The organism is Paenibacillus sp. MABNR03 (genome assembly GCF_050455445.1).
Taxonomy (GTDB): Bacteria; Bacillota; Bacilli; order Paenibacillales; family Paenibacillaceae; genus Paenibacillus; species Paenibacillus xylanilyticus.
The window spans coordinates 410,398-431,207 of sequence record NZ_JBCIYR010000003.1; the positions used below are offsets into that span (position 1 = coordinate 410,398).

The following is a 20,810-nucleotide window of genomic DNA, read 5'->3' on the forward strand; positions in this document are numbered from 1 at the left end:
CTTTTTCGAATCAGCAGAACACTTCAAGGGTGGCAAGAATATACTAAATGTATCAATAACGTCCTATCTCAGTTAAAACAACTGACGTCGTATGACCGGGACCCAGCCTTTTCTAGAATCGCTGGTGTTCTCGTTTATATAGATGTAGGACCAGGGGGCCTTCATTCGTTTAACGGATGCAGGGCCCCTTTGTTGTCTGTCGTGTTTTCTGGTAGGATAGTAGGGATAGGGGGCACCGTGATGGATGTAAAAAGTGCAACAAAGGCAATTCGCAATGGGGAGACGGCTCCGATATACGTGCTGTACGGAACGGAGAAATACCAGATACAGCAATTTACGGAGATGTTAAAAGAACAGGTTATCGAGGAAGAGCATCGGGATTTCGCCATTATTCCGTACGATCTGACTGAAACACCTGTTGAAGTGGTGATTGAGGAAGCGGAAACGGTTCCCTTTTTGGTCCCGCGAAAATTGATTATTGTAAGGGATGCGAATCTCTTTACTGCAGGTAAGGATTCCAAGATCGAACACCAGGTGGATCGGCTGCTTACTTATATGGATAATCCGGCAGATTACAGTACGATCGTTTTCCTCGCGCAAGGCGATAAGCTGGATGAGCGTAAAAAGCTGGTGAAAGCGGTCAAGAAACAGGCGGTCGTTCTTGCCTTTGCTCCACTGAGCGGGGAAGAACTGCTGAATTGGATCGTAAAGCTTGCGAAGCAGCGTGATGTAACTTTTGAAGCTGGGGCGGCAGATACACTCGTGAGCTATGCAGGAACAGGATTGCAAACACTATCTGCTGAAGTAGACAAGCTGTGTCTATTCGCTGGTAATGGCGGTACGATCCATCGTGCTGATATAGAAGCATTGGTGGCGCGCAGCACAGAGCAGAATGTATTTGCTTTGGTGGAGGAATTAGCCAATTTACGTTTGGAGAAAGCGCTGGGGCTATTTTATGAACTACTGAAACAGCGCGAGGAGCCTATTAAAATTGCAGCATTGATTGCTCGACAGTTCAGGATTATGATTCAGGTAAAAGAGCTTGGCCAGCAAAGCTACTCACAGCAGCAAATTGCCAGCCAGCTTGGTTTGCATCCGTACGCGGTTAAAATTGCCGGAGAACAGGCACGCAAATTCCAGCCAGAACGGCTGAGAAACATTCTGAGTCATCTTAGTGAACTGGATTACCAAATGAAAACAGGTGCTGTTGATAAAGTGCTTGGTTTGGAGTTGTTTCTGCTCAGGCTTGGAGCATAAACGACACATAGTAAGTCCAAAAAAAATGGATAACAAAAGAGCCCTTATTTCGATCGACAAAAGATCAATTGAGATAAGGGCTCTTTGTTTGGTACTTATCAGATCAGATACTAAAAAATCCTGAAAGCTCGGTGCTGTTCAGGATTTTTCCATTGGATCGTATAAGTAACGCTTCTTACGCTTGTGCGGAAAGAGCGTTCAGTTTTTTCGCCAAGCGAGACTTTTTGCGGGCTGCAGCATTTTTATGAACCAGACCTTTAGTTACAGCCTTGTCCAGCTTTTTGGAAGCAGCTTGAATCGCAGCTTTAGCAGTATCAACTTCGTTGCTTACCAGAGCAGCATCAGCAGCTTTAACAGCTGTACGGAGTGCGGATTTCTGGGAAGCGTTGAGTGCGCGGCGCTTGTCGCTCGTTTTTACGCGTTTAACAGCGGATTTGATGTTTGGCATTACATTCACCTCCTGTAAGGCATTCGCATGAATACAAACGTTTCACAACTTAAAATATTCTAGCACGCTAGCATGCAAATTGCAACAAATATTCCTATAGTGTTCTTGCTATTGCATAAAGAACTGCTTTTCCCCACACAATATGCTCAAATGCGGTAAAGGAGGCAGGGACAGATGACACTTGATTTACAGAACTATACAGTTCGGACCGACTTGGCGATTGATTCGAAAGAAATGGCTCAAGGCTCGCAGAAACAGACGATTCCCGGGCTGCGGGAAGATGTGGAAGAGAAAGATGGCATTACCATTACTCGGATTGATGTGCTGAACGATGCTGCCGCAAAAACAATCGGACGCGTCAAGGGACACTACGTTACGTTGGAAGTCCCGTCACTTCGTAACGGTGATACTGACCTTCAGGAACGTGTGGCCGCAGAATTCACGAGGGAAATGGAGGATTTCTTGACCAAAGCGGGTGTTAACAAGACATCTAAAGTGCTGATTGTCGGCCTCGGCAATTTGCATGTAACGCCTGACTCACTTGGCCCGCTTGTGGTGGAAAACTTGATGGTAACCCGTCAGTACTTTGAATTGGTACCGGATCAGGTAGCTCCAGGTTACCGGGAAGTTAGTGCAATTGCCCCTGGTGTGCTTGGTACTACAGGCATTGAGTCCAGCGACATCGTCCAAGGGATAGTAGACCGTACCAAACCGGATGCGATCATTGCCATTGATGCGCTGGCTTCCCGCTCTCTCGAACGTGTCAACACAACGATTCAGGTTGCGGACATTGGCATACATCCTGGTTCAGGCATTGGTAACAAGCGGCGTGGTCTTACCAAAGAAATTTTGGGAGTTCCATGTATCGCCATCGGTGTACCGACCGTATGTTACGCCTCCACCATAGTAAATAATGTTATTGAAATGATGAGTGCACACTTCCGTCAAGAGACAGACCAGACCAAACAAATTATGGGCATGCTGGACGATATCGGTGAGCAAGATCGATTAAGTCTGGTGAAAGAGGTTCTGGAGCCACTTGGTCATGACTTGATTGTTACGCCAAAGGAAATTGATGAATTCATCGAGGGAATCGCCAACGTGATTGCTAGCGGTCTGAATGCCGCACTGCATGATGCGGTGAATCCGGATAACGTTGCAGCTTACACTCACTAACTGTAAAAAATCCCGGCCAGGAAGTCCGAATCTATCGGACTTTCTTTTTTTGTTGTCTTTCTTCTAATTCCTGTTCTATCAAATCTGGCAGGCTCATAGAGTTGAAGTATAAGAGTTGTCCAGCAGGAAGGAGACAGATGAATGAACAAAATATTGGCCTGGAATATCGGGAAGTGGAAAAAAAGATGTCTGCATGTGCTGGCCATGGGCCGTACGTTGCTGCTGCTTATGATTATATCTGCTTTGTTTTTTGTAGTACTCGGCCTTGGAGGAATGGCAGAAAAACGGTTGAACAATTCTCCGGTATCTTCCATGAAAGGATTCGCTAGTAGCGTCTCCAGCCGCTTTTTTGTGGATATGCTCGGCATGGAGATGCCCCACTTGACCCAGAAGGAGCAGACTTCTGCGTTCTCCGGCGAAAATTTGACTACTTTTGTATTCCAACTTCTTACCAATGTGAATCCGCAGGACCCCAAAAGCCTGATCGCAAGAGAAATGCCTGGCATGGGCTCCAATCAACCGGTTTTGCTTAGGCCCGGCTCAGGGAATGAAAAGGCCGAAGCGCCTGAAGATTATCAACCAGGTCCAGGACTGACCGATACCGCTTCTGCTGGCGGGGGCAAGTCAGATGGTGACCTGCACGTTCCACCGGGTCAGGATAACACGGATCCTCCCGAAACGGACGAGCCCGGGGATGGAGAAGTAACGGAAAATCCGCCGCCAAAGAACGGTGGTCAGGAAGGTACAGCCACAGCCGGCAAGAAAAGCGTGCTCATCTATCATTCCCACCCGCGCGAAGGATACAATCCATTGCTTGGCACCAAGAGTGACAACCCTTCCTCAGGGAAATCAACCGGCAATGTTTTTCAAGTTGGATCTTATCTGTCCGATAGCTTGGAGAAGCTCGGCGTTGGGGTGGAACATGCCAAAGATGATTACCCGACCAAAGTGAAGGATTATAACTGGAACTACTCTTATAAATATTCACGTCAAACAGTGAAGGCTGCTCTCGCTCAAAATGATGATCTTACCTACCTTATTGATATTCATCGGGATTCCCAACGTCACAATAAAACAACCACGACCATTGATGGTCTTGGATACGCCAAAGTGTATTTCATCATTGGACATGAGAATCCGAACTGGCAAGAAAATGAAGCATTTGCTGCGAAAATCCACAAAAAGCTCGAAGCAAAATACCCCGGCGTCTCGAGAGGGGTTTGGGGCAAGGATGGCGGCGGAGCAAATAATGGTGAATACAATCAGACCCTTTCACCCAACAGCATTTTGATAGAAATCGGGGGAATAGACAATACGGGGGCTGAGCTCAAGCGGACTTCAAAAGTGCTTGCAGACATGATTGCCGAGGTATATTGGGAAGATCAGAACGTGGATAAAGCCAGCACAGGTACTACGTCACAAGGCAGTTGATTATTCTAGGATATAACCTGACAGGAGGCGAACAATGTGTCCAGATTCGGCAAAAGAATGGTAACCGTTATTGTATTTATGTTATTAGGAGTTCTGCTAGGAATGCAGCTGGCAGGAGGCAGCTTTCAAATAGATGATGTTCCTGAGGTAAGCCCAGCCGTTGTTAAAACAGAACCCGCCGCCGAATCTGAGCCTGCTGTTTCCGTACAACAAGATGAAAAGGAAACGCCCATTGTTCCCGTACAAACTCCAAGTCAGGTGCTTGGGGCGGAACAGGACAAAGCTCCGGTGGATGTGCTTGCAGACAAAACAGCGGGGCTTCTTCAAAATCTGTCTCACAACGGAATTAAGTGGGTGGTTTCGCTGTTTAGCGGGGTCGCTGAATAAAAAGCTGCTCAATGTAGGTAAAATAAACCCCTGGAGATTCGTATTCGGGACGATTATTATAAAGTTGAGGCAACGCGGGATTGATGCACCCTGCATCAACTGTTATAATGAAGTGATTGACACTAGGCTGTTTCTGGGGGTAAGGAATGACTGACATTCGGGCAAGACAACGTAAAATTCGTAACTTTTCAATTATTGCACATATAGATCACGGCAAATCAACACTTGCGGACCGGATCTTGGAGTACACAGGTGCGCTCACCACTCGGGAAATGCAGGAGCAGGTTCTGGACCAGATGGAGCTTGAACGCGAACGTGGAATTACAATCAAGCTGCAAGCTGTTGCCCTGAATTACAAAGCCGATGACGGTGAAGAATATTTACTCAATCTGATTGATACGCCGGGACACGTAGACTTCACATATGAAGTATCACGCAGTCTTGCTGCATGCGAAGGTGCTCTGCTTGTAGTGGATGCGGCTCAGGGAATCGAAGCCCAGACGCTGGCAAACGTATATTTGGCATTGGACAATGATCTGGAAATCTTACCGGTCATCAACAAAATCGACCTTCCAAGTGCCGATCCGGATCGGGTGAAGCAGGAAGTGGAAGATGTCATCGGTTTGGACACGAGCAACGCGGTACTGGCTTCGGCCAAAGCAGGCATCGGGATCAAAGAGATTCTGGAGCAAGTCGTACAGAGTGTACCTGCACCACAGGGCGATCCTGACCAGCCTTTGAAAGCGCTGATTTTTGACTCTCACTATGACCCGTACAAAGGTGTAATTGTATATATCCGTGTCATTGACGGCAAAATCAAGTCAGGTTCCAAAATCAAAATGATGGCAACAGGTAAATCATTTGATGTAATCGAAGTGGGTGCATTCAAACCGCGCATGACCATTGTGGACGAGTTGAACGTTGGTGATGTTGGTTTTGTTGTTGCAGGTATCCGGCATGTCGGTGATACTCAAGTCGGGGATACAGTAACAGATGCCAAAAATCCAACACCGGAACCTTTACCAGGTTACCGTAAAATCAATCCGATGGTTTACTGTGGTCTCTACCCGATTGAGACATCTGATTATGTGGATCTGCGTGAAGCCTTGGAGAAATTGCAGCTGAACGATGCATCCCTCAGCTTCGAACCGGAGACATCGAGTGCACTCGGCTTTGGATTCCGCTGTGGATTCCTGGGACTGCTTCATATGGACGTTATTCAGGAACGGATTGAACGCGAGTTCAACATACCACTGATCACAACGGCACCAAGCGTAATCTATCATGTGACTTTAACGAATGGTGAAGTCATGCAGATTGATAACCCATCCAACTATCCTGAGGTGGGAAGAATCGATTATGTAGAGGAACCATATGTCAAAGCCTCAATTATCGTACCGAATGATTATGTAGGTACCATTATGGAGCTTTGTCAAAATAAACGCGGCGAATATGTAAATATGGAATATCTCGATACAACTCGGGTAACCCTTACGTATGAAATCCCGTTGTCCGAAATTGTGTATGATTTCTTCGACCAATTGAAATCAAGTACAAAAGGATATGCATCTTTCGACTACGAACTGTCCGGGTACCGTCAGTCCAATCTGGTGAAAATGGACATCCTGCTTAATAGTGAACAGGTCGATGCGCTGTCCTTCATCGTTCACCGTGATCGGGCGTATAACCGCGGCCGCATTATCTGTGAGAAGCTGCGCGAGCTGATTCCACGGCAAATGTTCGAGGTGCCGATCCAGGCATCCGTAGGTACGAAGGTCGTCGCTCGTGAAACGGTAAAAGCCATGCGTAAAAACGTACTTGCCAAATGTTATGGTGGTGACATCTCGCGGAAACGGAAACTGCTCGAGAAGCAGAAGGAAGGTAAGAAGCGGATGAAACAGGTGGGTAACGTTGAGGTGCCGCAAGAGGCGTTTATGGCGGTGCTGAAAATTGATGACTAACCAATTTAATTTGAGGTACGCCACAAAACGTGTGTATTCAAATTAAATTACAGAATATTAAATAAACCAAGCTGAAAGGGAAGCCGGATGGCTTTCCTTTTTTCAAATAGAGGGGGACTTGCCATGACATTGGCAGCACACAGCCGGAAAACAGGTGCACCCCAAGCGGTGTACCTTCACATTCCCTTTTGCACAAATAAATGTTTCTATTGTGATTTCAACTCCTATGTACTGAAGGACCAGCCTGTAATGCAGTATCTTGAGGCATTGGAGCGGGAAATGGAACATACGGTTAAAGCGAATCCGCCGGGAGAGATCAAAACCATTTTTGTTGGCGGGGGTACACCAACCGCTTTGAAGCCGGATGAGATGGCCGTGTTCTTGCGGTCTGTCAAAACGTATTTCCCGAATTGGGCGGACGATATTGAATTTTCGATGGAAGCGAACCCGGGAACGACGGATGCCGAGAAGCTCGCTGTAATGAAAGAAGGCGGCGTGAACCGCGTCAGCTTTGGCGTCCAGGCTTTTCAAAATGACCTGTTGACCGGCATTGGCCGGATTCATAACACGGACGATGTATATCGCAGTCTGGAGAATGCCCGTAAGGCAGGGTTAAATAACCTGTCCATCGACCTGATGTTTGGTTTACCAAATCAGACAGTGGAGATGCTGAACGAGAGTATTGATAAGGCACTTGAGCTTGATCTGCCCCACTACTCCATATACAGCCTGAAGGTTGAGGAAAATACGCTTTTCCATACGCTATATCAAAAGAATCAACTGCCGCTTCCTCATGAAGATGATGAGCTGCAAATGTATCTTCTATTAATGAAGCGAATGAAAGAAGCAGGATACGGGCAGTACGAGATCAGTAACTTTGCCAAACCGGGGTTCGAAAGTCGTCACAATATTACGTATTGGCGCAATGAGGACTATTATGGCCTTGGAGCCGGTGCGCATGGATATGTTGGGCGTGAACGTCATATGAATATTAAAGGCATAAATCCGTATGTCGAAGCTTCTCGTGCCGGACTGCCTCGTCTGGATCATTTTGAGATCAGCCGTGCGGAAGCCATGGAAGATTATTTGATGGTTGGACTGAGAATGCTGGAGGGAGCATCCGCTTCGCGGTTTAGTGAGCAGTTTGGAGAATCCATCGAAGACGTGTTTGCTAAGCCGCTCGGCAAAATGCTGAATGCAGGATTGCTTGAACGGACGTCAGACGGCTTCCGGCTTAGTGAACAGGGGATCCTGTTCGGGAATGACGTTTTTGCCGAATTTATCGGCTCCATATCGCTGAATTCGTAGCTTGAAATTCCATACACTCTGTTGTATATTTATTCATATTGATTTTACAGAGCGTGTCTGGTTAACAACTACGAAGTCAGCTTTCCTCTGGAAAGCTTGTATAGGGGGAGAGCGGGATGTCGGCGATTTGCAGAAAAGCCGTGCCGGAAGATGTTGAGCCATTGTTTGAAATGATTAAGGGATACGCTGAACGTGGGATTATGCTTCCGCGCTCAAGGGAAGTACTGCATCGCCAGCTGGAACACTTTGTTGTAGCCGAGGTGAACGGTGAAGTGGTGGGCTGCGGCTCACTGTGCCGTCTGGGGAATGATCTGGTGGAAGTCAGGTCGCTCGGCATCTCCGAAGGCCACAAAGGGATGGGTATTGGTTCCTTGCTGCTGGACCGACTGGTAGAAGAAGCGGAGAAGCTGCAAATTCCAAAGGTCATGGCGCTGACATACGAGGTCTCCTTTTTCCTTAAAAATGGGTTTGCCGTTGTAAACAAGGAGATCTTCCCGGAAAAGGTTTGGACAGACTGTGTCCATTGCAGCAAGCAGGATTGCTGCGATGAGATTGCGGTACTGAAGGAATTGAACGTATCCGCATAATAATCAAGGACCACATGCTCCAGAAGAATAACATTCGTCTGAGCATGGGTCCTTTTCTTTGTTGTAATTGGCGACTGGAGCTGTTATGACCTTCTAAGATTGGTCTATACTATAAATAGATGAGTGTACTCATCAAACTGACTTGACAATCTTCACGTCAGTTTGGTATTTTTGTATTACCGCTTAGCACTCATCTAACCGGAGTGCTAACGACATGGGACAGTACAGTCAGAAGGAGGGAATACTCACCATGTTAACAGAGCGTCAACGCATGATTCTGAACGCTATAGTGGATGACTATATCCGTTCAGCTGAGCCCGTAGGGTCCCGGAGCATTTCCAAAAGGGGAGATGTTGGATACAGTCCGGCTACGATCCGTAATGAAATGGCGGATCTCGAAGATATGGGCTTTCTGGAACAGCCTCATACCTCGGCAGGCCGTATTCCTTCGCATAAAGGCTATCGATATTATGTCGATCACTTGGTCCCTTGGAATCAGGTGGAGCCACAAGAACTGGATGATCTGAAATCTTTCTTTGCCGAAAAACTGAACGTCATGGAACAAGTGATTCAGCATGCGTCCGTCATTTTGTCACACATGACGAATTATACTTCAATCCTGCTCGGACCGGAAGTGTTTCACACGTCACTGCGCCATTTTCAACTGCTTCCGCTGAATGAAAATACGGCCGTGGCCATTATTGTGACCAACACAGGTCAGGTGGAGAACAAGACGGTTCAAATTCCACCGGAGATTTCGGTAGCCGATATGGAGAACGTGGTAAATTTGCTTAACGCCAAATTGGTCGGTGTGCCTATCTACAAATTAAAGTCCCGTCTGTACACCGAACTGGGGCAAGAGATGGAACGGCATATTTCACGCTATGAGGAAGTTATGCAGGTGCTGAACAGTGCCTTTGACAACGAACATGACAATCGTCTTTTCCTTAGTGGTGCAACCAATATGTTAACTCAACCGGAATTCAAAGATGTCGAAAAGGTAAAAGATATCCTTGACCTGCTGGATGAGACACCAACACTCATGAAATTAATGATGCCCGTGCCGGGTGGATCAGGTATTCAGGTGCGGATCGGCACCGAGAATGATCATGAAGCTTTCGCCAACTGCAGTTTAATTACAGCGTCCTATTCATTGGATGGAGAAGCTTTGGGATCCATAGGTATACTGGGACCCACACGGATGGATTATGCACGTGTCATTCATATTTTAAATACATTATCTCGTGATTTAACGGCTATGCTAACGCATCGCTTCAAATAAGTTGCATGCTGATAAAGATACGGGTGTGAACGACTTCATTATTATAAGGAGGTGAACATCTTGAAAGAGGAGCAATCATTCGCAGCAGAAGAACAGGAACAGCAGGACACAACAGCGGCCGAGAGTCAGGAACCTGTTAACGAAGCAGGAGCTGCAGAAGCACAGGCTGAGGAGATGGCAGATCAGGGCCAAGATGAGCTCGCACGTTTGAAGACAGAGGTTGAGGAACATCAACAGCGCTTTGTCCGTGCTCAAGCTGATTTTGACAACTTCCGTCGCCGTACACAAAAGGAAAAAGAGGAGCTGGCGAAGTATGCTTCAATGAAGCTGGTCACCGAACTGGTACCGGTTATTGACAACTTCGAACGTGCCATGGCTACTGTACCGGAAGGTACGGAATCTGAATCCTTCTCCAAAGGCATCCAAATGATCTTCCGCCAGCTGGAAACCGTGCTGAACAATGAAGGTCTGACTGCAATGGATACGGTTGGACAGCCGTTTAATCCTGAATTCCACCAAGCAATTATGCAAGTGGAGAGCGACGAGTATGAAGAAGGTACCGTTGTGGAGGAAGTCCAAAAAGGCTATATGCTGAAGGATAAAGTACTTCGTCCAGCTATGGTTAAAGTCAGCTCATAATTTTGGTTACAGAATAATGGGCTTGACTCCATTGTTTGTTGGGTGTGACGAAGTTTAATATAAAGGTTTACACACATAGAGCACGATAAGGAACAATTGCAAACAAGGATCAGCATGATCCATTTTAAATAGTTGAGGGAGGAAATTTTCCGATGAGCAAAGTAATCGGTATTGACTTAGGAACAACCAACTCTTGCGTAGCGGTAATGGAAGGCGGCGAAGCTGTCGTTATTCCAAACCCTGAAGGCGCACGTACAACCCCATCCGTAGTGGGTTTCAAAAAAGATGGAGAGCGCGTTGTTGGTGAAACAGCGAAACGCCAAGCGATCACGAATCCGGATCGTACGATCATCTCGATCAAACGTCATATGGGTACTTCCCACAAAGAAACAATCGACAGCAAAGACTACTCTCCACAAGAGATCTCTGCGATCATCCTGCAAAAATTGAAATCCGATGCCGAAGCTTACCTTGGTCAAACGGTAACTCAAGCGGTTATCACCGTACCAGCTTACTTCAATGACAGCCAGCGTCAAGCAACCAAAGATGCCGGTAAAATCGCAGGTTTGGAAGTTCTGCGTATCGTCAATGAGCCAACGGCAGCAGCTTTGGCATACGGTATGGAAAAATCCGAAGACCAAACGATTCTCGTTTATGACTTGGGTGGCGGTACTTTTGACGTATCCATTCTTGAACTGGGTGACGGCTTCTTCGAAGTTAAAGCAACCAGCGGTGACAACCAACTGGGTGGCGATGACTTCGACCAAGTCATCATTGATTACCTCGTGAGCGAATTCAAAAAAGACCAAGGCATTGACCTGAGTAAAGATAAAGCAGCGGTTCAACGTTTGAAAGATGCAGCAGAAAAAGCCAAAAAAGAACTCTCCGGCGTATTGACTACAACGATTTCCCTGCCATTCATCACCGTGGCTGATGGCGTTCCTCAGCATTTGGAGTTGAACCTGAGCCGCGCGAAATTCGAAGAAATCTCTGCAGGTCTGGTTGAGCGTACGCTTGAACCAACTCGCCGTGCATTGAGCGATGCGGGGATGACAGCTAACGATATCGACAAAATCGTATTGGTTGGTGGTTCCACACGTATTCCTGCAGTACAGGAAGCAATCAAAAAACTGACAGGTAAAGAGCCTCACAAAGGCGTTAACCCAGATGAAGTTGTAGCGTTGGGTGCTGCTGTACAAGCGGGCGTACTGACAGGTGACGTGAAAGACGTTGTATTGCTCGACGTAACTCCACTGTCTCTCGGTATTGAAACTGCAGGTGGCGTATTCACCAAAATGATCGAGCGCAACACAACGATCCCTACTTCCAAATCCCAAGTATTCTCCACATACGCAGACAATCAACCAAGCGTTGAGATCCATGTTCTGCAAGGGGAACGCGAAATGGCAGCTGGCAACAAAACGCTGGGACGCTTCATGCTGGGAGATATTCCACCGGCTCCACGTGGTGTTCCGCAAATCGAAGTTAGCTTCGATATTGATGCGAACGGTATCGTTAACGTATCGGCAACAGACAAAGGTACAAACAAAACGCAAAAAATCACCATCACTTCTTCCAGCGGTCTGAGCGATGCTGAAGTTGAGCAAATGATGAAAGATGCTGAGCTGCACGCAGAAGAAGATAAAAAACGCAAAGAGCTCGTTGAAGCGAAAAACAGTGCAGATCAATTGATCTACTCTGTGGACAAAACGATCAAAGATCTTGGCGAAAAAGCAGATGCTGGTGAAGTGGAAAAAGCCAATGCTGCAAAAGAAAAACTGCAAGGCGTACTGGCTTCCGACAACCTGGAAGACATCAAAGCGGCTACAGAAGAACTGACAGAGATTGTTCAACAATTGTCCGTTAAACTGTATGAGCAAGCACAGGCACAAGAACAAGCAGCTCAAGGTGCTGAAGAGCAACAAGGTTCCGCTAAACGTGACAACGTCGTAGACGCTGATTACGAAGTCGTGGATGAAGATAAAAAACAAAACTAATTCACGGTTTTTCGTGGATTAATCATCGGTGACGTTCGGATCGAGGGGAAAGTCATAGCCGGGTCTTCCGTGCTTTGACTTTCCTTTTGTCACGATGTGCGATAAGGTGAATGTTATGGGGGTGGAAGAGTGGCTGAAAAACGTGATTATTATGAGGTACTCGGCGTCGGCAAAAATGCAAGCGACGAGGAAATCAAAAAGGCATACCGTAAGCTTGCCCGTCAGTATCACCCTGACGTGAACAAGGCAGCAGACGCGGAAGCCAAGTTTAAGGAAGTAAAAGAAGCTTATGATGTAGTCAGCGACAGCCAGAAGCGGGCTCAGTATGATCAATATGGTCATATCGATCCAAATCAGGGTGGATTCGGCGGTGGCGGTGATTTCGGCGGCGGCGGATTTGGCGACATCTTCGATATGTTCTTTGGCGGTGGCGGCGGACGACGTGATCCAAATGCTCCGCAACGGGGAAATGATCTGCAGTACACCATGACGATTGAGTTCAAGGAAGCGGTGTTCGGCAAAGAAACCGACATTACCATTCCGCGTACCGAAAGCTGTGATACCTGTCATGGTTCAGGTGCCAAACCGGGTACGAAGCCAAAAACATGTTCCGTCTGCCAAGGTAGCGGTCAACAGGAAGTCGTGCAAAACACACCATTTGGCCGGATGGTCAATCGTCGTGCTTGTTCGAACTGTAATGGTTCTGGTCAAATCATTGAAGAAAAATGCACAACATGCAGCGGCAGCGGTAAAGTCCGCAAGCAGCGCAAAATCCATGTTCGCATTCCAGCGGGTGTGGACGATGGTGCTCAACTGCGAATGACAGGTGAAGGCGAAGGTGGTCTGCGAGGTGGACCAGCAGGAGACCTTTATATCGTCATTCGTGTGAAATCTCATGATTTCTTTGAGCGTGAAGGCGATGATATCTACTGCGAAATTCCACTTACATTTGCTCAGGCAGCATTGGGAGATGAGATTGAGATTCCAACGTTGACTGAAAAGGTGAAGTTGAAAATACCAGCCGGTACGCAAACCGGAACATATTTCCGTCTTAAGGGCAAAGGGGTTCCACGCCTGCGCGGTATGGGCCAAGGGGATCAACATGTGAAAGTGGTTGTGGTTACACCAAGCAAGCTGAATGACGAGCAGAAAGATCTGCTCCGTCAAATCGCTGCATTGGATGGGGAGCAAACACATGAACATGAACAATCCTTCTTCGACCGGGTGAAACGGGCTTTCCGCGGAGACTGAGTATCAAATGATAGGATCTGAAAGGACACCACAGCGGGTTTTTCCGCGTGGTGTCCTTTTTTCATATATACAGGCGGCTATAGGGTTCGACCTTGTCCTTCCACAGAACATGTAAGCCGCTTCTAAGGATGTGCACTTTATGTGGGAGATTTCTGCATAATCTGAGCAATACTGCGGAAAGATAGCAGGGCGAGAATGATCATGCATAACTGTATGCGCCAATATTCGGAAGCAGGTGAACCTAATGACCGAGAAAAATATTTTGGCCTATTTTAACAGCCCGGAGCAGGCCGAAGGGGCAGCCAAAAAATTGGAAGCCTTGCGAGTGGAAGACTTGTCCATTAATCGTTTCAGCCGCTATGCGGGTGTAGGTCCGAGTGGGGCTTCTTACACACCGGGGGTTTCCGGCAGCTATTCATCGTGGGTGCCTGGTGCGCTCGGTACGAATGCAACGGCTGGAATTATGGCTGCAGCAGATCCCTCAGCGAGTGGCATGAGTGATGGTGGACAAGGAGGTCCTACCGGAAAGGATGTTTTGTTAACCGTCGTTGTGGACGAAGCAGTACATCACCGGGCGTTATCCATTATTGAACAAGCTGGTGGAATGATCTAACAGGTAAACAGTGATCGACTTAATTTGAAGGAGGAGTTAACGATGGCAGAGCACGAACGCCCAGGCAAGATTTTGACGAAAACGGAAAAGATGAAACGGATGCAATCCGCCAAAAACGAAGATGTCGAATTCAGCGCTGAAGTTGCGGATCATGATGACGTAGAGGCTTTGCGTCGCAGCGAAGCAGCGGATCGTCGTCAGGGACGGGAGCTTCATGAATGAAGAACGCTCTGCTGTAACCATTGAGGCAGTCTTCACAAGCTGGTCTGAAGCTGAATCTGCCCGAAGAGCTTTGTCATTGCTGCATCCGAATCAGTTGAGCATCGAGAGCCTTATCAATGATTCCCTTTCTAGAAATGCAGAAGCAGAGGGGGATAGGGATGAAGCCCCTACTGCTTTGACAGGGGGATTCAGCGGCGAACTAAATGTGCTTGCACTTATTAGCGATGAGACCGAGATGTTATCTAACGGCCAGGTTATGGATATTTCGGAAGATCGCGCTTCAGGTCCATCCCGACAAGAGATTTTGCTCACTGTTTCTGTGCCGAGTGATTATCTTCCGCAGGCTGCTGAAATGATTACAAAGAATGGCGGGCGCTTTTGCTGAATGATCAAAACTCTTTTGGCCACAATTCAGACAGGATATCCAAGCAGTTAAACTGCGGGTATCCTGTTTTTTTGCTTGAATTCACAGGCGCGGTTTTGTACTCCTGCTCCCTTGTGTAGTACAATGATTGGGATGTTTGAAAAATGAGGAGGAAAAATCAAGTATGTTATGGCATGAACTAACAATACATACCACAGAAGAAGCTGTGGAAATGATCTCGAATTTTTTACATGAAGCAGGTGCTGGAGGCGTCTCGATCGAAGAGTCCGGTACATTAAATAAAGAACGTGATACGTCTTACGGTCAGTGGTATGAACTGCCTTTGAATGACATTCCTGAAGGTCTGGCCGTCATTAAAGGTTATTTCTCGGAAGGTACGGATATGGAAGCATTAAAAAGCGAGATTAACCCGAGAATTGAGCAGCTTTCCGAATTTGATATTGATGCGGGAGAGATTCGATATGAGATTCGTACGGTGGATGAGGATGATTGGGCAAATGCCTGGAAACAGTATTTCAAGCCGGTTCGCGTCTCCGATCGTTTGACGATCAAACCGACATGGGAAGACTACACACCGGAAAGTCCGGAAGAAAAAATTATCGAACTGGATCCGGGTATGGCTTTTGGTACCGGTACACATCCGACAACATCTCTTTGCCTGCGGACACTGGAAACGGTAATCCAGGGCGGTGAGGAAGTCATTGATGTGGGTACTGGTTCGGGTATTCTGGCGATTGGCGCCATTCGGCTTGGGGCAAAACATGTACTGGCGCTGGATCTTGATCCGGTAGCGGTATCGAGTGCCAAGGAAAATGTTCATCTGAACGGGTTGGAACAACAAATTACGGTGAAAGAGAGTGATTTGCTATCAGTTCTCGGAAACCAGGATCCTGCTTTAGGCGTTCAGCTGCCTGTGAAAGTCATTGTAGCCAATATTTTGGCCGAGATTATTATGCTCTTTATTGATGATGTATACAATGCATTGGAACCAGGCGGTGTCTACATTGCTTCTGGTATCTGGAAAAATAAAGAGCAGGTCGTGCACGATGCACTCGTTGCGTCCGGATTTGAAATTAGCGCGGTTCACCGTGATGAAGACTGGCTGGCTTATGTTGCCAGAAAGAGGTAACGCATGGACTTTCTGAATTCGCTCTTTCGTTATCCCATTGATCAGCTCCCGTTTTTCCTGCTGACCATTCTGATTGCTTTTACCGTTCATGAGTTCTCACATGCGTACTTTGCCAATAAATTCGGGGATCCGACCGCCAAGCTGCTGGGTCGGGTCACCCTTAACCCGGTAGTACACTTTGACCTGTTTGGTGTGCTGCTGCTTGTCATTGCCGGGTTCGGTTGGGCGCGTCCTGTTCCGGTAAACCGAGCGAACTTTGATAAACCCAGATTAATGGGCGTCATTGTATCATTTGCTGGGCCGCTCAGTAATTTGCTGCTTGCAGTCGTCGGAACGATTATATACGCTTCGCTGGTTGGTTCTGGCGTAATGGGCGGTATCGAGAATGAACGCTTGTTCACAGCGATTTCGACTTTCTTTTTTATGTTCAACCTGACGAACTTTTTCTTGTTTTTGTTTAATATGATTCCACTGCCACCTCTGGACGGTTATCGAATTCTTGAAGACATATTACCACCATCGATTAGTCGCAAGCTTCAAGGAGTGGAGCAATGGTCCATTTTTATCTTTCTCTTGATTCTGATCATTCCCCCTCTGCAAAGAGTTACGATTCAGCCTTTATACCAGTTGGCTTATAACATGTATGTTGATTTCTCATATTTGATTTTGGGCCTGTTTTCATAAGGGAGAATTCAAGACATTTTGGACTGAAATGCTGGTCAGAAGGACATAAAAGTTGTATGATCATCTGTGGCGATTGGATTCACGCCTGCCAATGGGCGGGGTGAATGCCAGTCATAACAGGAAAGAATAGGTGGATTGACCCATGCAGCGTTATTTTGTATCTGCAGAACAGCTTACGGAGCATTCTGTTGTCATTCTGGGAGATGATGCGCGCCATATCAGTAAAGTGATGCGTGGCAAGCCTGGAGATAAACTGATTGTCAGCGATGGACAGAGTCGTGAGGCTCTGGTGGAGATTGAGAGTATCGAAGCTGGCCAGGTAACGGCAAATATCGTGGAATCTCTGAAAATGGACCATGAAGCTCGCATTCGTGTAACGGTGGCCCAGAGTTTGCCAAAGGGCGACAAGATGGAGACGGTCATTCAGAGATGTACCGAAATTGGAGCGGTATCGTTTGTACCCTTCCTCTCGGAACGTACGATTGTACAATATGATGCCAAGAAAGAAGGCAAACGGTTGGAGCGGTGGCGCAAAATTGCCAAGGAAGCCGCTGAACAAAGTCATCGGAATCGCATTCCATCCGTCGAGCAGCCGCTTTCCTGGAAAGGGCTGCTGTCTTCTTTTGGTGGCTATAGTTTGGTATGTTATTGTTATGAAAAGGAGAACGGCAAACAGCTGCGTGATGCACTGAAGCCGTTTGTCGAACAGCTGGCACCTGGTGCGGCTGCAGACGTGTTGATTGTGGTCGGGCCTGAAGGCGGGTTCACCGAAAAGGAAACGCTGGAAGCCGATCAGGCAGGCGCGGTATCCGTTGGGCTGGGCAAACGCATTTTGCGTGCCGAGACCGCAGGGATGGCTGCGCTGACTTGTGTTCTATACGAATCCGGAGAAATGGGGGGAATGTAATTATGCCATCCGTGGCGTTTTACACCTTGGGCTGCAAAGTTAACTTTTATGATACAGAGGCCATCTGGCAGCTGTTCAAAAATGAAGGATACGATCAGGTCGACTTCGATGAACAGACAGCAGATGTATATTTGATTAACACATGTACGGTAACGAATACCGGTGACAAAAAGAGCCGTCAAATTATCCGCCGTGCCATTCGGCGCAACCCGGATGCCATTGTGGCTGTAACGGGCTGTTACGCCCAAACTTCACCTGCAGAGATTCTTGACATTCCTGGTGTTGATCTCGTCATCGGAACTCAGGACCGGGATAAAATTCTGCCTTACGTTCGGGAAATTCAGGAGTCCCGCCAACCGGTAAATGCGGTACGAAACATTATGAAGACTCGGGTGTTTGAGGAAATGGACGTGCCGGACTTTGCGGATCGTACGCGTGCCTTCCTCAAAATTCAGGACGGATGTAACAACTTCTGTACGTTCTGCATCATTCCATGGTCCCGTGGGCTCTCCCGCAGCCGTGAAGCAAACAGCATTGTTCAACAGGCTCACCAACTCGTGAACGCGGGATATAAGGAAATTGTACTGACAGGCATTCACACGGGTGGATATGGTGACGATATGGAGAACTATGATCTGACAGATCTGCTGTGGGATCTGGATAAAGTGGAAGGGCTGGAGCGAATCCGCATCAGTTCCATTGAAGCGAGCCAGATTGATGATCGTATGTTGGACGTCATCAAACGTTCGGACAAGCTTGTACGCCACTTCCATATTCCGTTGCAGGCAGGTGACGATACTGTATTGAAACGCATGCGCCGCAAATACACAACCGAAGAATTCTACAACAAAATGCTTCGGATTCGTGAAGCAATGCCGGATGTGGCGATTACCACAGACGTTATTGTTGGGTTCCCGGGTGAGACGGATGAAATGTTCCGTAACGGATATGAATTGATGAAGAAAATTGGTTTCTCGGAAATGCACGTGTTCCCATACTCCAAACGTACAGGAACGCCGGCAGCCCGGATGGAAGACCAGGTGGATGAAGAAGTGAAGAATGCACGTGTGCATGAGCTAATCGACCTGTCTGAGCAAATGCAGCTGGCATATGCACAGAAATTTGTAGGCCAGGTGCTGGATGTCATTCCGGAAGGTGAAGCCAAAGGCCGTGAAGGCAGCGGAAAACTGCATGGTTATAGCGATAACTATATCCAGCTTGTATTCGATGGCTCCACGGACATGATTGGCAAAGTGTGCCGCGTCAAATTGACTGAAGCTGGTGTAAATGAAAGCCAGGCCACACTGGTTCGTGTGTTGGAAGATAATTTGAAGTCCGCAGCGATGTAATCGAGGCGTCAAAAGCAAGGATTTCATTTCCTTGGGGAGCGTACCCGAGGGAGTGAAGTCCTTCTTTTTCAACTATAGGCAAGACATTTCTGTGAACGGGGGAGAGCATCATGAACAAAAAAGAAATTTCGGCTGGCGGAGTTGTTTATCGCACTGGTGAAGACGGGGGTCTTCAAATTCAGCTCATTCTTGATCGATATGGCAAAACTACACTTGCCAAGGGCAAGATGGAAGCAGGAGAAACGGTTGAGCAAACGGCATTACGCGAAATTTTGGAGGAAACAGGCATGGTAGGCCGGATTGTCGAGCCTGTCGATATCATCGCTTATACGTATCAGCATGTAGAGTTCGGTCCGGTAGATAAGGAAGTTCACTACTATCTCGTTGAGGCAGAGAGCGGAGACCTGCAGCCCCAGATTGAGGAGATCAAGGGAGTCGACTGGTATACACCACAAGAAGCCTGGTCCAGACAGCAGCAAAACGGCTACGACAACAACGATAACATCTTGCGTGTGGCACTGAACAAGCTGGGCATTAACGTATAGTATTTTCCCATACAGCGAAGCTTGGTATTGTTCAGACTAAAGGAGCCGCGCATTAAGCTGCGGGTGACTTCGCTGATGGGGCGTGGGCCGGTGGTTTTTTGTGCCAGATTGGCAGATAGCAGAACGGCAGGGCAATCAGTGAACTGATGATGTTAAAAAGGGTCTGGGCATGGGCAATCTGTGCCCCGTTGTCCGCTGACAGCCAAGCCGAAGCTGCATGCAGTTGGCCGATCAGCGGCATAAATAGCAGGGCTCCCGCAATGTTTAATACAACATGGGAGGCTGCGACGAATTTGCCCGCGGATGCTCCGCCAGCGGCTGCAATTACGGCGGTGATACAGGTCCCGACATTGGACCCGATCACAATGGCAATACCGATCTCCACAGGCAGTACACCTGTGGCTGCTAATGTAATCGCCATGCTGATGACAGCGGCACTGCTATGGATGAGTGCCGTAAGGCAGGCGCCTGCCAGGAACCCCCACCACAAGCTGTCAGCCGAGCGATCCAGAAACCACTGAAATACACCCATACTGCGCAGAGGAACGGCGATGGACTGCATGACTTGAATTCCGGTCATGACCAGAGCGAATCCTGCAGCTGCAAGAAAGCTGCATTGTATGTTAAACAGGGATATTCGCGTGCGTTCAGGAGCTGCCTGATTGCGTTCAGCAAGAACGACAAAGATCGCCCATCCCGTAAGGGAAATGACAAGCAGAGGCAGGGAAGCACGTCCAATCTGTAATCCAACCAATTCGGTTGTCAGACATGTACCAATGTTTGTACCCAGGATAATGCCAAGAGTTCGACCATAGGTAATTAACCTTGCATTCGCGAGGCCGATGGTGAGCACCGTAACAGCGGTACTGCTCTGCAATAACGCTGTAGCCCCTGCGCTGAAAGCCATGCCTTTCCATGGAGCTGAGGTAGCCCGATTAAGCCATTCGGCCAGCATCGGCCCAGCCATTCGCTGCAAGGCCGTTTCCATTAGCTTCATTCCGCCAAAAAAAATGATCAGCCCATATAGTAGCGGAAGCACAACATCTCTAAACATCTTGTTCCATCCTTCCTTCCGTGCCTATCGTTATCTCATCTTATGAGTAAGTGAGGACAACCATGACAGCAGGAGGAAAACGAACGAGACAATGTTTGAATTTATAACGCAACTCCACAATTCAAAAGAAACGGTGATTCGTGCAAACGGAGCGGAGGGGACGGAATTGGATCTGAAGAAGCGAAGCGTTCGCGTTTA

General features: G+C 47.7%; 21 protein-coding genes. 19 read left to right on the forward strand and 2 right to left on the reverse strand.

Features of this window, described 5'->3' with window-relative positions:
- Positions 1–240: 240 nt before the first annotated feature.
- Complete coding sequence (gene holA / locus AAIH57_RS17015) at positions 241–1,257, forward strand: DNA polymerase III subunit delta (RefSeq protein WP_430022478.1); 1,017 nt, start codon at positions 241–243, stop codon at positions 1,255–1,257.
- 175 nt (positions 1,258–1,432) lie between these two features.
- Here the strand turns inward: holA and rpsT are convergent, their stop codons facing one another.
- Complete coding sequence (gene rpsT / locus AAIH57_RS17020) at positions 1,433–1,705, reverse strand: 30S ribosomal protein S20 (RefSeq protein WP_024628504.1); 273 nt, start codon at positions 1,703–1,705, stop codon at positions 1,433–1,435.
- Positions 1,706–1,879: 174 nt separating this feature from the next.
- On the opposite strand from rpsT, the gene gpr reads away from it, so the two are divergent.
- The 18 genes from gpr (at position 1,880) to AAIH57_RS17110 (ending at position 19,558) form a co-directional block, all read left to right on the forward strand.
- On the forward strand, positions 1,880–2,881 hold the full coding sequence (gpr, locus tag AAIH57_RS17025; protein ID WP_175397463.1) for a GPR endopeptidase: 1,002 nt from the start codon (positions 1,880–1,882) through the stop codon (positions 2,879–2,881).
- A 141-nt stretch (positions 2,882–3,022) separates the two neighbouring features.
- A complete protein-coding gene (locus AAIH57_RS17030) occupies positions 3,023–4,312 on the forward strand; it encodes a stage II sporulation protein P (RefSeq protein ID WP_430022479.1) in 1,290 nt (429 codons plus the stop codon).
- A gap of 36 nt (positions 4,313–4,348) precedes the next feature.
- Positions 4,349–4,699, forward strand: a complete 351-nt coding sequence (locus tag AAIH57_RS17035; protein ID WP_430022480.1) for a hypothetical protein — start codon at positions 4,349–4,351, stop codon at positions 4,697–4,699.
- A gap of 146 nt (positions 4,700–4,845) precedes the next feature.
- Positions 4,846–6,660 carry a translation elongation factor 4 gene (gene lepA / locus AAIH57_RS17040; RefSeq protein ID WP_175397466.1) on the forward strand — a complete coding sequence of 605 codons (1,815 nt, stop codon included), beginning with the start codon at positions 4,846–4,848 and terminating at the stop codon, positions 6,658–6,660.
- Positions 6,661–6,783: 123 nt separating this feature from the next.
- Complete coding sequence (gene hemW / locus AAIH57_RS17045; protein WP_175397467.1) at positions 6,784–7,968, forward strand: radical SAM family heme chaperone HemW; 1,185 nt, start codon at positions 6,784–6,786, stop codon at positions 7,966–7,968.
- A 116-nt stretch (positions 7,969–8,084) separates the two neighbouring features.
- On the forward strand, positions 8,085–8,555 hold the full coding sequence (locus AAIH57_RS17050; RefSeq protein ID WP_175397468.1) for an N-acetyltransferase: 471 nt from the start codon (positions 8,085–8,087) through the stop codon (positions 8,553–8,555).
- 250 nt (positions 8,556–8,805) lie between these two features.
- Complete coding sequence (gene hrcA, locus AAIH57_RS17055; RefSeq protein ID WP_175397469.1) at positions 8,806–9,837, forward strand: heat-inducible transcriptional repressor HrcA; 1,032 nt, start codon at positions 8,806–8,808, stop codon at positions 9,835–9,837.
- A gap of 60 nt (positions 9,838–9,897) precedes the next feature.
- Positions 9,898–10,476, forward strand: coding sequence for a nucleotide exchange factor GrpE (gene grpE / locus AAIH57_RS17060; RefSeq protein WP_175397470.1), 579 nt, complete (start codon positions 9,898–9,900; stop codon positions 10,474–10,476).
- A gap of 152 nt (positions 10,477–10,628) precedes the next feature.
- A complete protein-coding gene (gene dnaK / locus AAIH57_RS17065) occupies positions 10,629–12,473 on the forward strand; it encodes a molecular chaperone DnaK (RefSeq protein ID WP_175397471.1) in 1,845 nt (614 codons plus the stop codon).
- 129 nt (positions 12,474–12,602) lie between these two features.
- Positions 12,603–13,724 (forward strand): molecular chaperone DnaJ, encoded by a 1,122-nt coding sequence (dnaJ, locus tag AAIH57_RS17070; protein ID WP_095359516.1) that lies wholly within the window; start codon positions 12,603–12,605, stop codon positions 13,722–13,724.
- A gap of 244 nt (positions 13,725–13,968) precedes the next feature.
- A complete protein-coding gene (locus AAIH57_RS17075) occupies positions 13,969–14,337 on the forward strand; it encodes a hypothetical protein (protein WP_175397472.1) in 369 nt (122 codons plus the stop codon).
- A gap of 42 nt (positions 14,338–14,379) precedes the next feature.
- Positions 14,380–14,559, forward strand: coding sequence for a YfhD family protein (locus AAIH57_RS17080; protein WP_095289850.1), 180 nt, complete (start codon positions 14,380–14,382; stop codon positions 14,557–14,559).
- Positions 14,552–14,944 carry a hypothetical protein gene (locus tag AAIH57_RS17085; protein ID WP_430022483.1) on the forward strand — a complete coding sequence of 131 codons (393 nt, stop codon included), beginning with the start codon at positions 14,552–14,554 and terminating at the stop codon, positions 14,942–14,944. The genes AAIH57_RS17080 and AAIH57_RS17085 overlap by 8 nt, the downstream gene beginning before the upstream one ends.
- A 163-nt stretch (positions 14,945–15,107) precedes the next feature.
- On the forward strand, positions 15,108–16,073 hold the full coding sequence (gene prmA / locus AAIH57_RS17090; RefSeq protein WP_175397474.1) for a 50S ribosomal protein L11 methyltransferase: 966 nt from the start codon (positions 15,108–15,110) through the stop codon (positions 16,071–16,073).
- A 3-nt stretch (positions 16,074–16,076) separates the two neighbouring features.
- Positions 16,077–16,757, forward strand: a complete 681-nt coding sequence (locus AAIH57_RS17095) for a site-2 protease family protein (protein ID WP_430022485.1) — start codon at positions 16,077–16,079, stop codon at positions 16,755–16,757.
- Positions 16,758–16,899: 142 nt separating this feature from the next.
- Positions 16,900–17,664, forward strand: coding sequence for an RsmE family RNA methyltransferase (locus tag AAIH57_RS17100; protein ID WP_430022487.1), 765 nt, complete (start codon positions 16,900–16,902; stop codon positions 17,662–17,664).
- Between the two features lie 2 nt (positions 17,665–17,666).
- Positions 17,667–19,013 carry a tRNA (N(6)-L-threonylcarbamoyladenosine(37)-C(2))-methylthiotransferase MtaB gene (mtaB, locus tag AAIH57_RS17105; protein WP_175397477.1) on the forward strand — a complete coding sequence of 449 codons (1,347 nt, stop codon included), beginning with the start codon at positions 17,667–17,669 and terminating at the stop codon, positions 19,011–19,013.
- Positions 19,014–19,120: 107 nt separating this feature from the next.
- Positions 19,121–19,558, forward strand: a complete 438-nt coding sequence (locus AAIH57_RS17110; RefSeq protein ID WP_376768975.1) for an NUDIX hydrolase — start codon at positions 19,121–19,123, stop codon at positions 19,556–19,558.
- Between the two features lie 52 nt (positions 19,559–19,610).
- Here AAIH57_RS17110 and AAIH57_RS17115 read toward each other — a convergent pair whose 3' ends face one another.
- Complete coding sequence (locus AAIH57_RS17115) at positions 19,611–20,612, reverse strand: Na/Pi cotransporter family protein (RefSeq protein WP_430022488.1); 1,002 nt, start codon at positions 20,610–20,612, stop codon at positions 19,611–19,613.
- Between the last annotated feature and the right edge of the window lie 198 nt (positions 20,613–20,810).

What these genes read in the sequence shown, in the direction of transcription:
- dnaK (WP_175397471.1), top strand. Translation starts at nt 10,629, where the DNA reads ATGAGCAAAGTAATCGGTATTGACTTAGGAACAACCAACTCTTGCGTA.
- prmA (WP_175397474.1), top strand. Translation starts at nt 15,108, where the DNA reads ATGTTATGGCATGAACTAACAATACATACCACAGAAGAAGCTGTGGAA.
- AAIH57_RS17050 (WP_175397468.1), top strand. Translation starts at nt 8,085, where the DNA reads ATGTCGGCGATTTGCAGAAAAGCCGTGCCGGAAGATGTTGAGCCATTG.
- mtaB (WP_175397477.1), top strand. Translation starts at nt 17,667, where the DNA reads ATGCCATCCGTGGCGTTTTACACCTTGGGCTGCAAAGTTAACTTTTAT.
- hrcA (WP_175397469.1), top strand. Translation starts at nt 8,806, where the DNA reads ATGTTAACAGAGCGTCAACGCATGATTCTGAACGCTATAGTGGATGAC.
- rpsT (WP_024628504.1), bottom strand. Translation starts at nt 1,705, where the DNA reads ATGCCAAACATCAAATCCGCTGTTAAACGCGTAAAAACGAGCGACAAG.
- AAIH57_RS17080 (WP_095289850.1), top strand. Translation starts at nt 14,380, where the DNA reads ATGGCAGAGCACGAACGCCCAGGCAAGATTTTGACGAAAACGGAAAAG.
- AAIH57_RS17030 (WP_430022479.1), top strand. Translation starts at nt 3,023, where the DNA reads ATGAACAAAATATTGGCCTGGAATATCGGGAAGTGGAAAAAAAGATGT.
- lepA (WP_175397466.1), top strand. Translation starts at nt 4,846, where the DNA reads ATGACTGACATTCGGGCAAGACAACGTAAAATTCGTAACTTTTCAATT.
- AAIH57_RS17100 (WP_430022487.1), top strand. Translation starts at nt 16,900, where the DNA reads ATGCAGCGTTATTTTGTATCTGCAGAACAGCTTACGGAGCATTCTGTT.
- gpr (WP_175397463.1), top strand. Translation starts at nt 1,880, where the DNA reads ATGACACTTGATTTACAGAACTATACAGTTCGGACCGACTTGGCGATT.
- AAIH57_RS17115 (WP_430022488.1), bottom strand. Translation starts at nt 20,612, where the DNA reads ATGTTTAGAGATGTTGTGCTTCCGCTACTATATGGGCTGATCATTTTT.
- hemW (WP_175397467.1), top strand. Translation starts at nt 6,784, where the DNA reads ATGACATTGGCAGCACACAGCCGGAAAACAGGTGCACCCCAAGCGGTG.
- AAIH57_RS17075 (WP_175397472.1), top strand. Translation starts at nt 13,969, where the DNA reads ATGACCGAGAAAAATATTTTGGCCTATTTTAACAGCCCGGAGCAGGCC.
- AAIH57_RS17095 (WP_430022485.1), top strand. Translation starts at nt 16,077, where the DNA reads ATGGACTTTCTGAATTCGCTCTTTCGTTATCCCATTGATCAGCTCCCG.
- holA (WP_430022478.1), top strand. Translation starts at nt 241, where the DNA reads ATGGATGTAAAAAGTGCAACAAAGGCAATTCGCAATGGGGAGACGGCT.
- AAIH57_RS17085 (WP_430022483.1), top strand. Translation starts at nt 14,552, where the DNA reads ATGAATGAAGAACGCTCTGCTGTAACCATTGAGGCAGTCTTCACAAGC.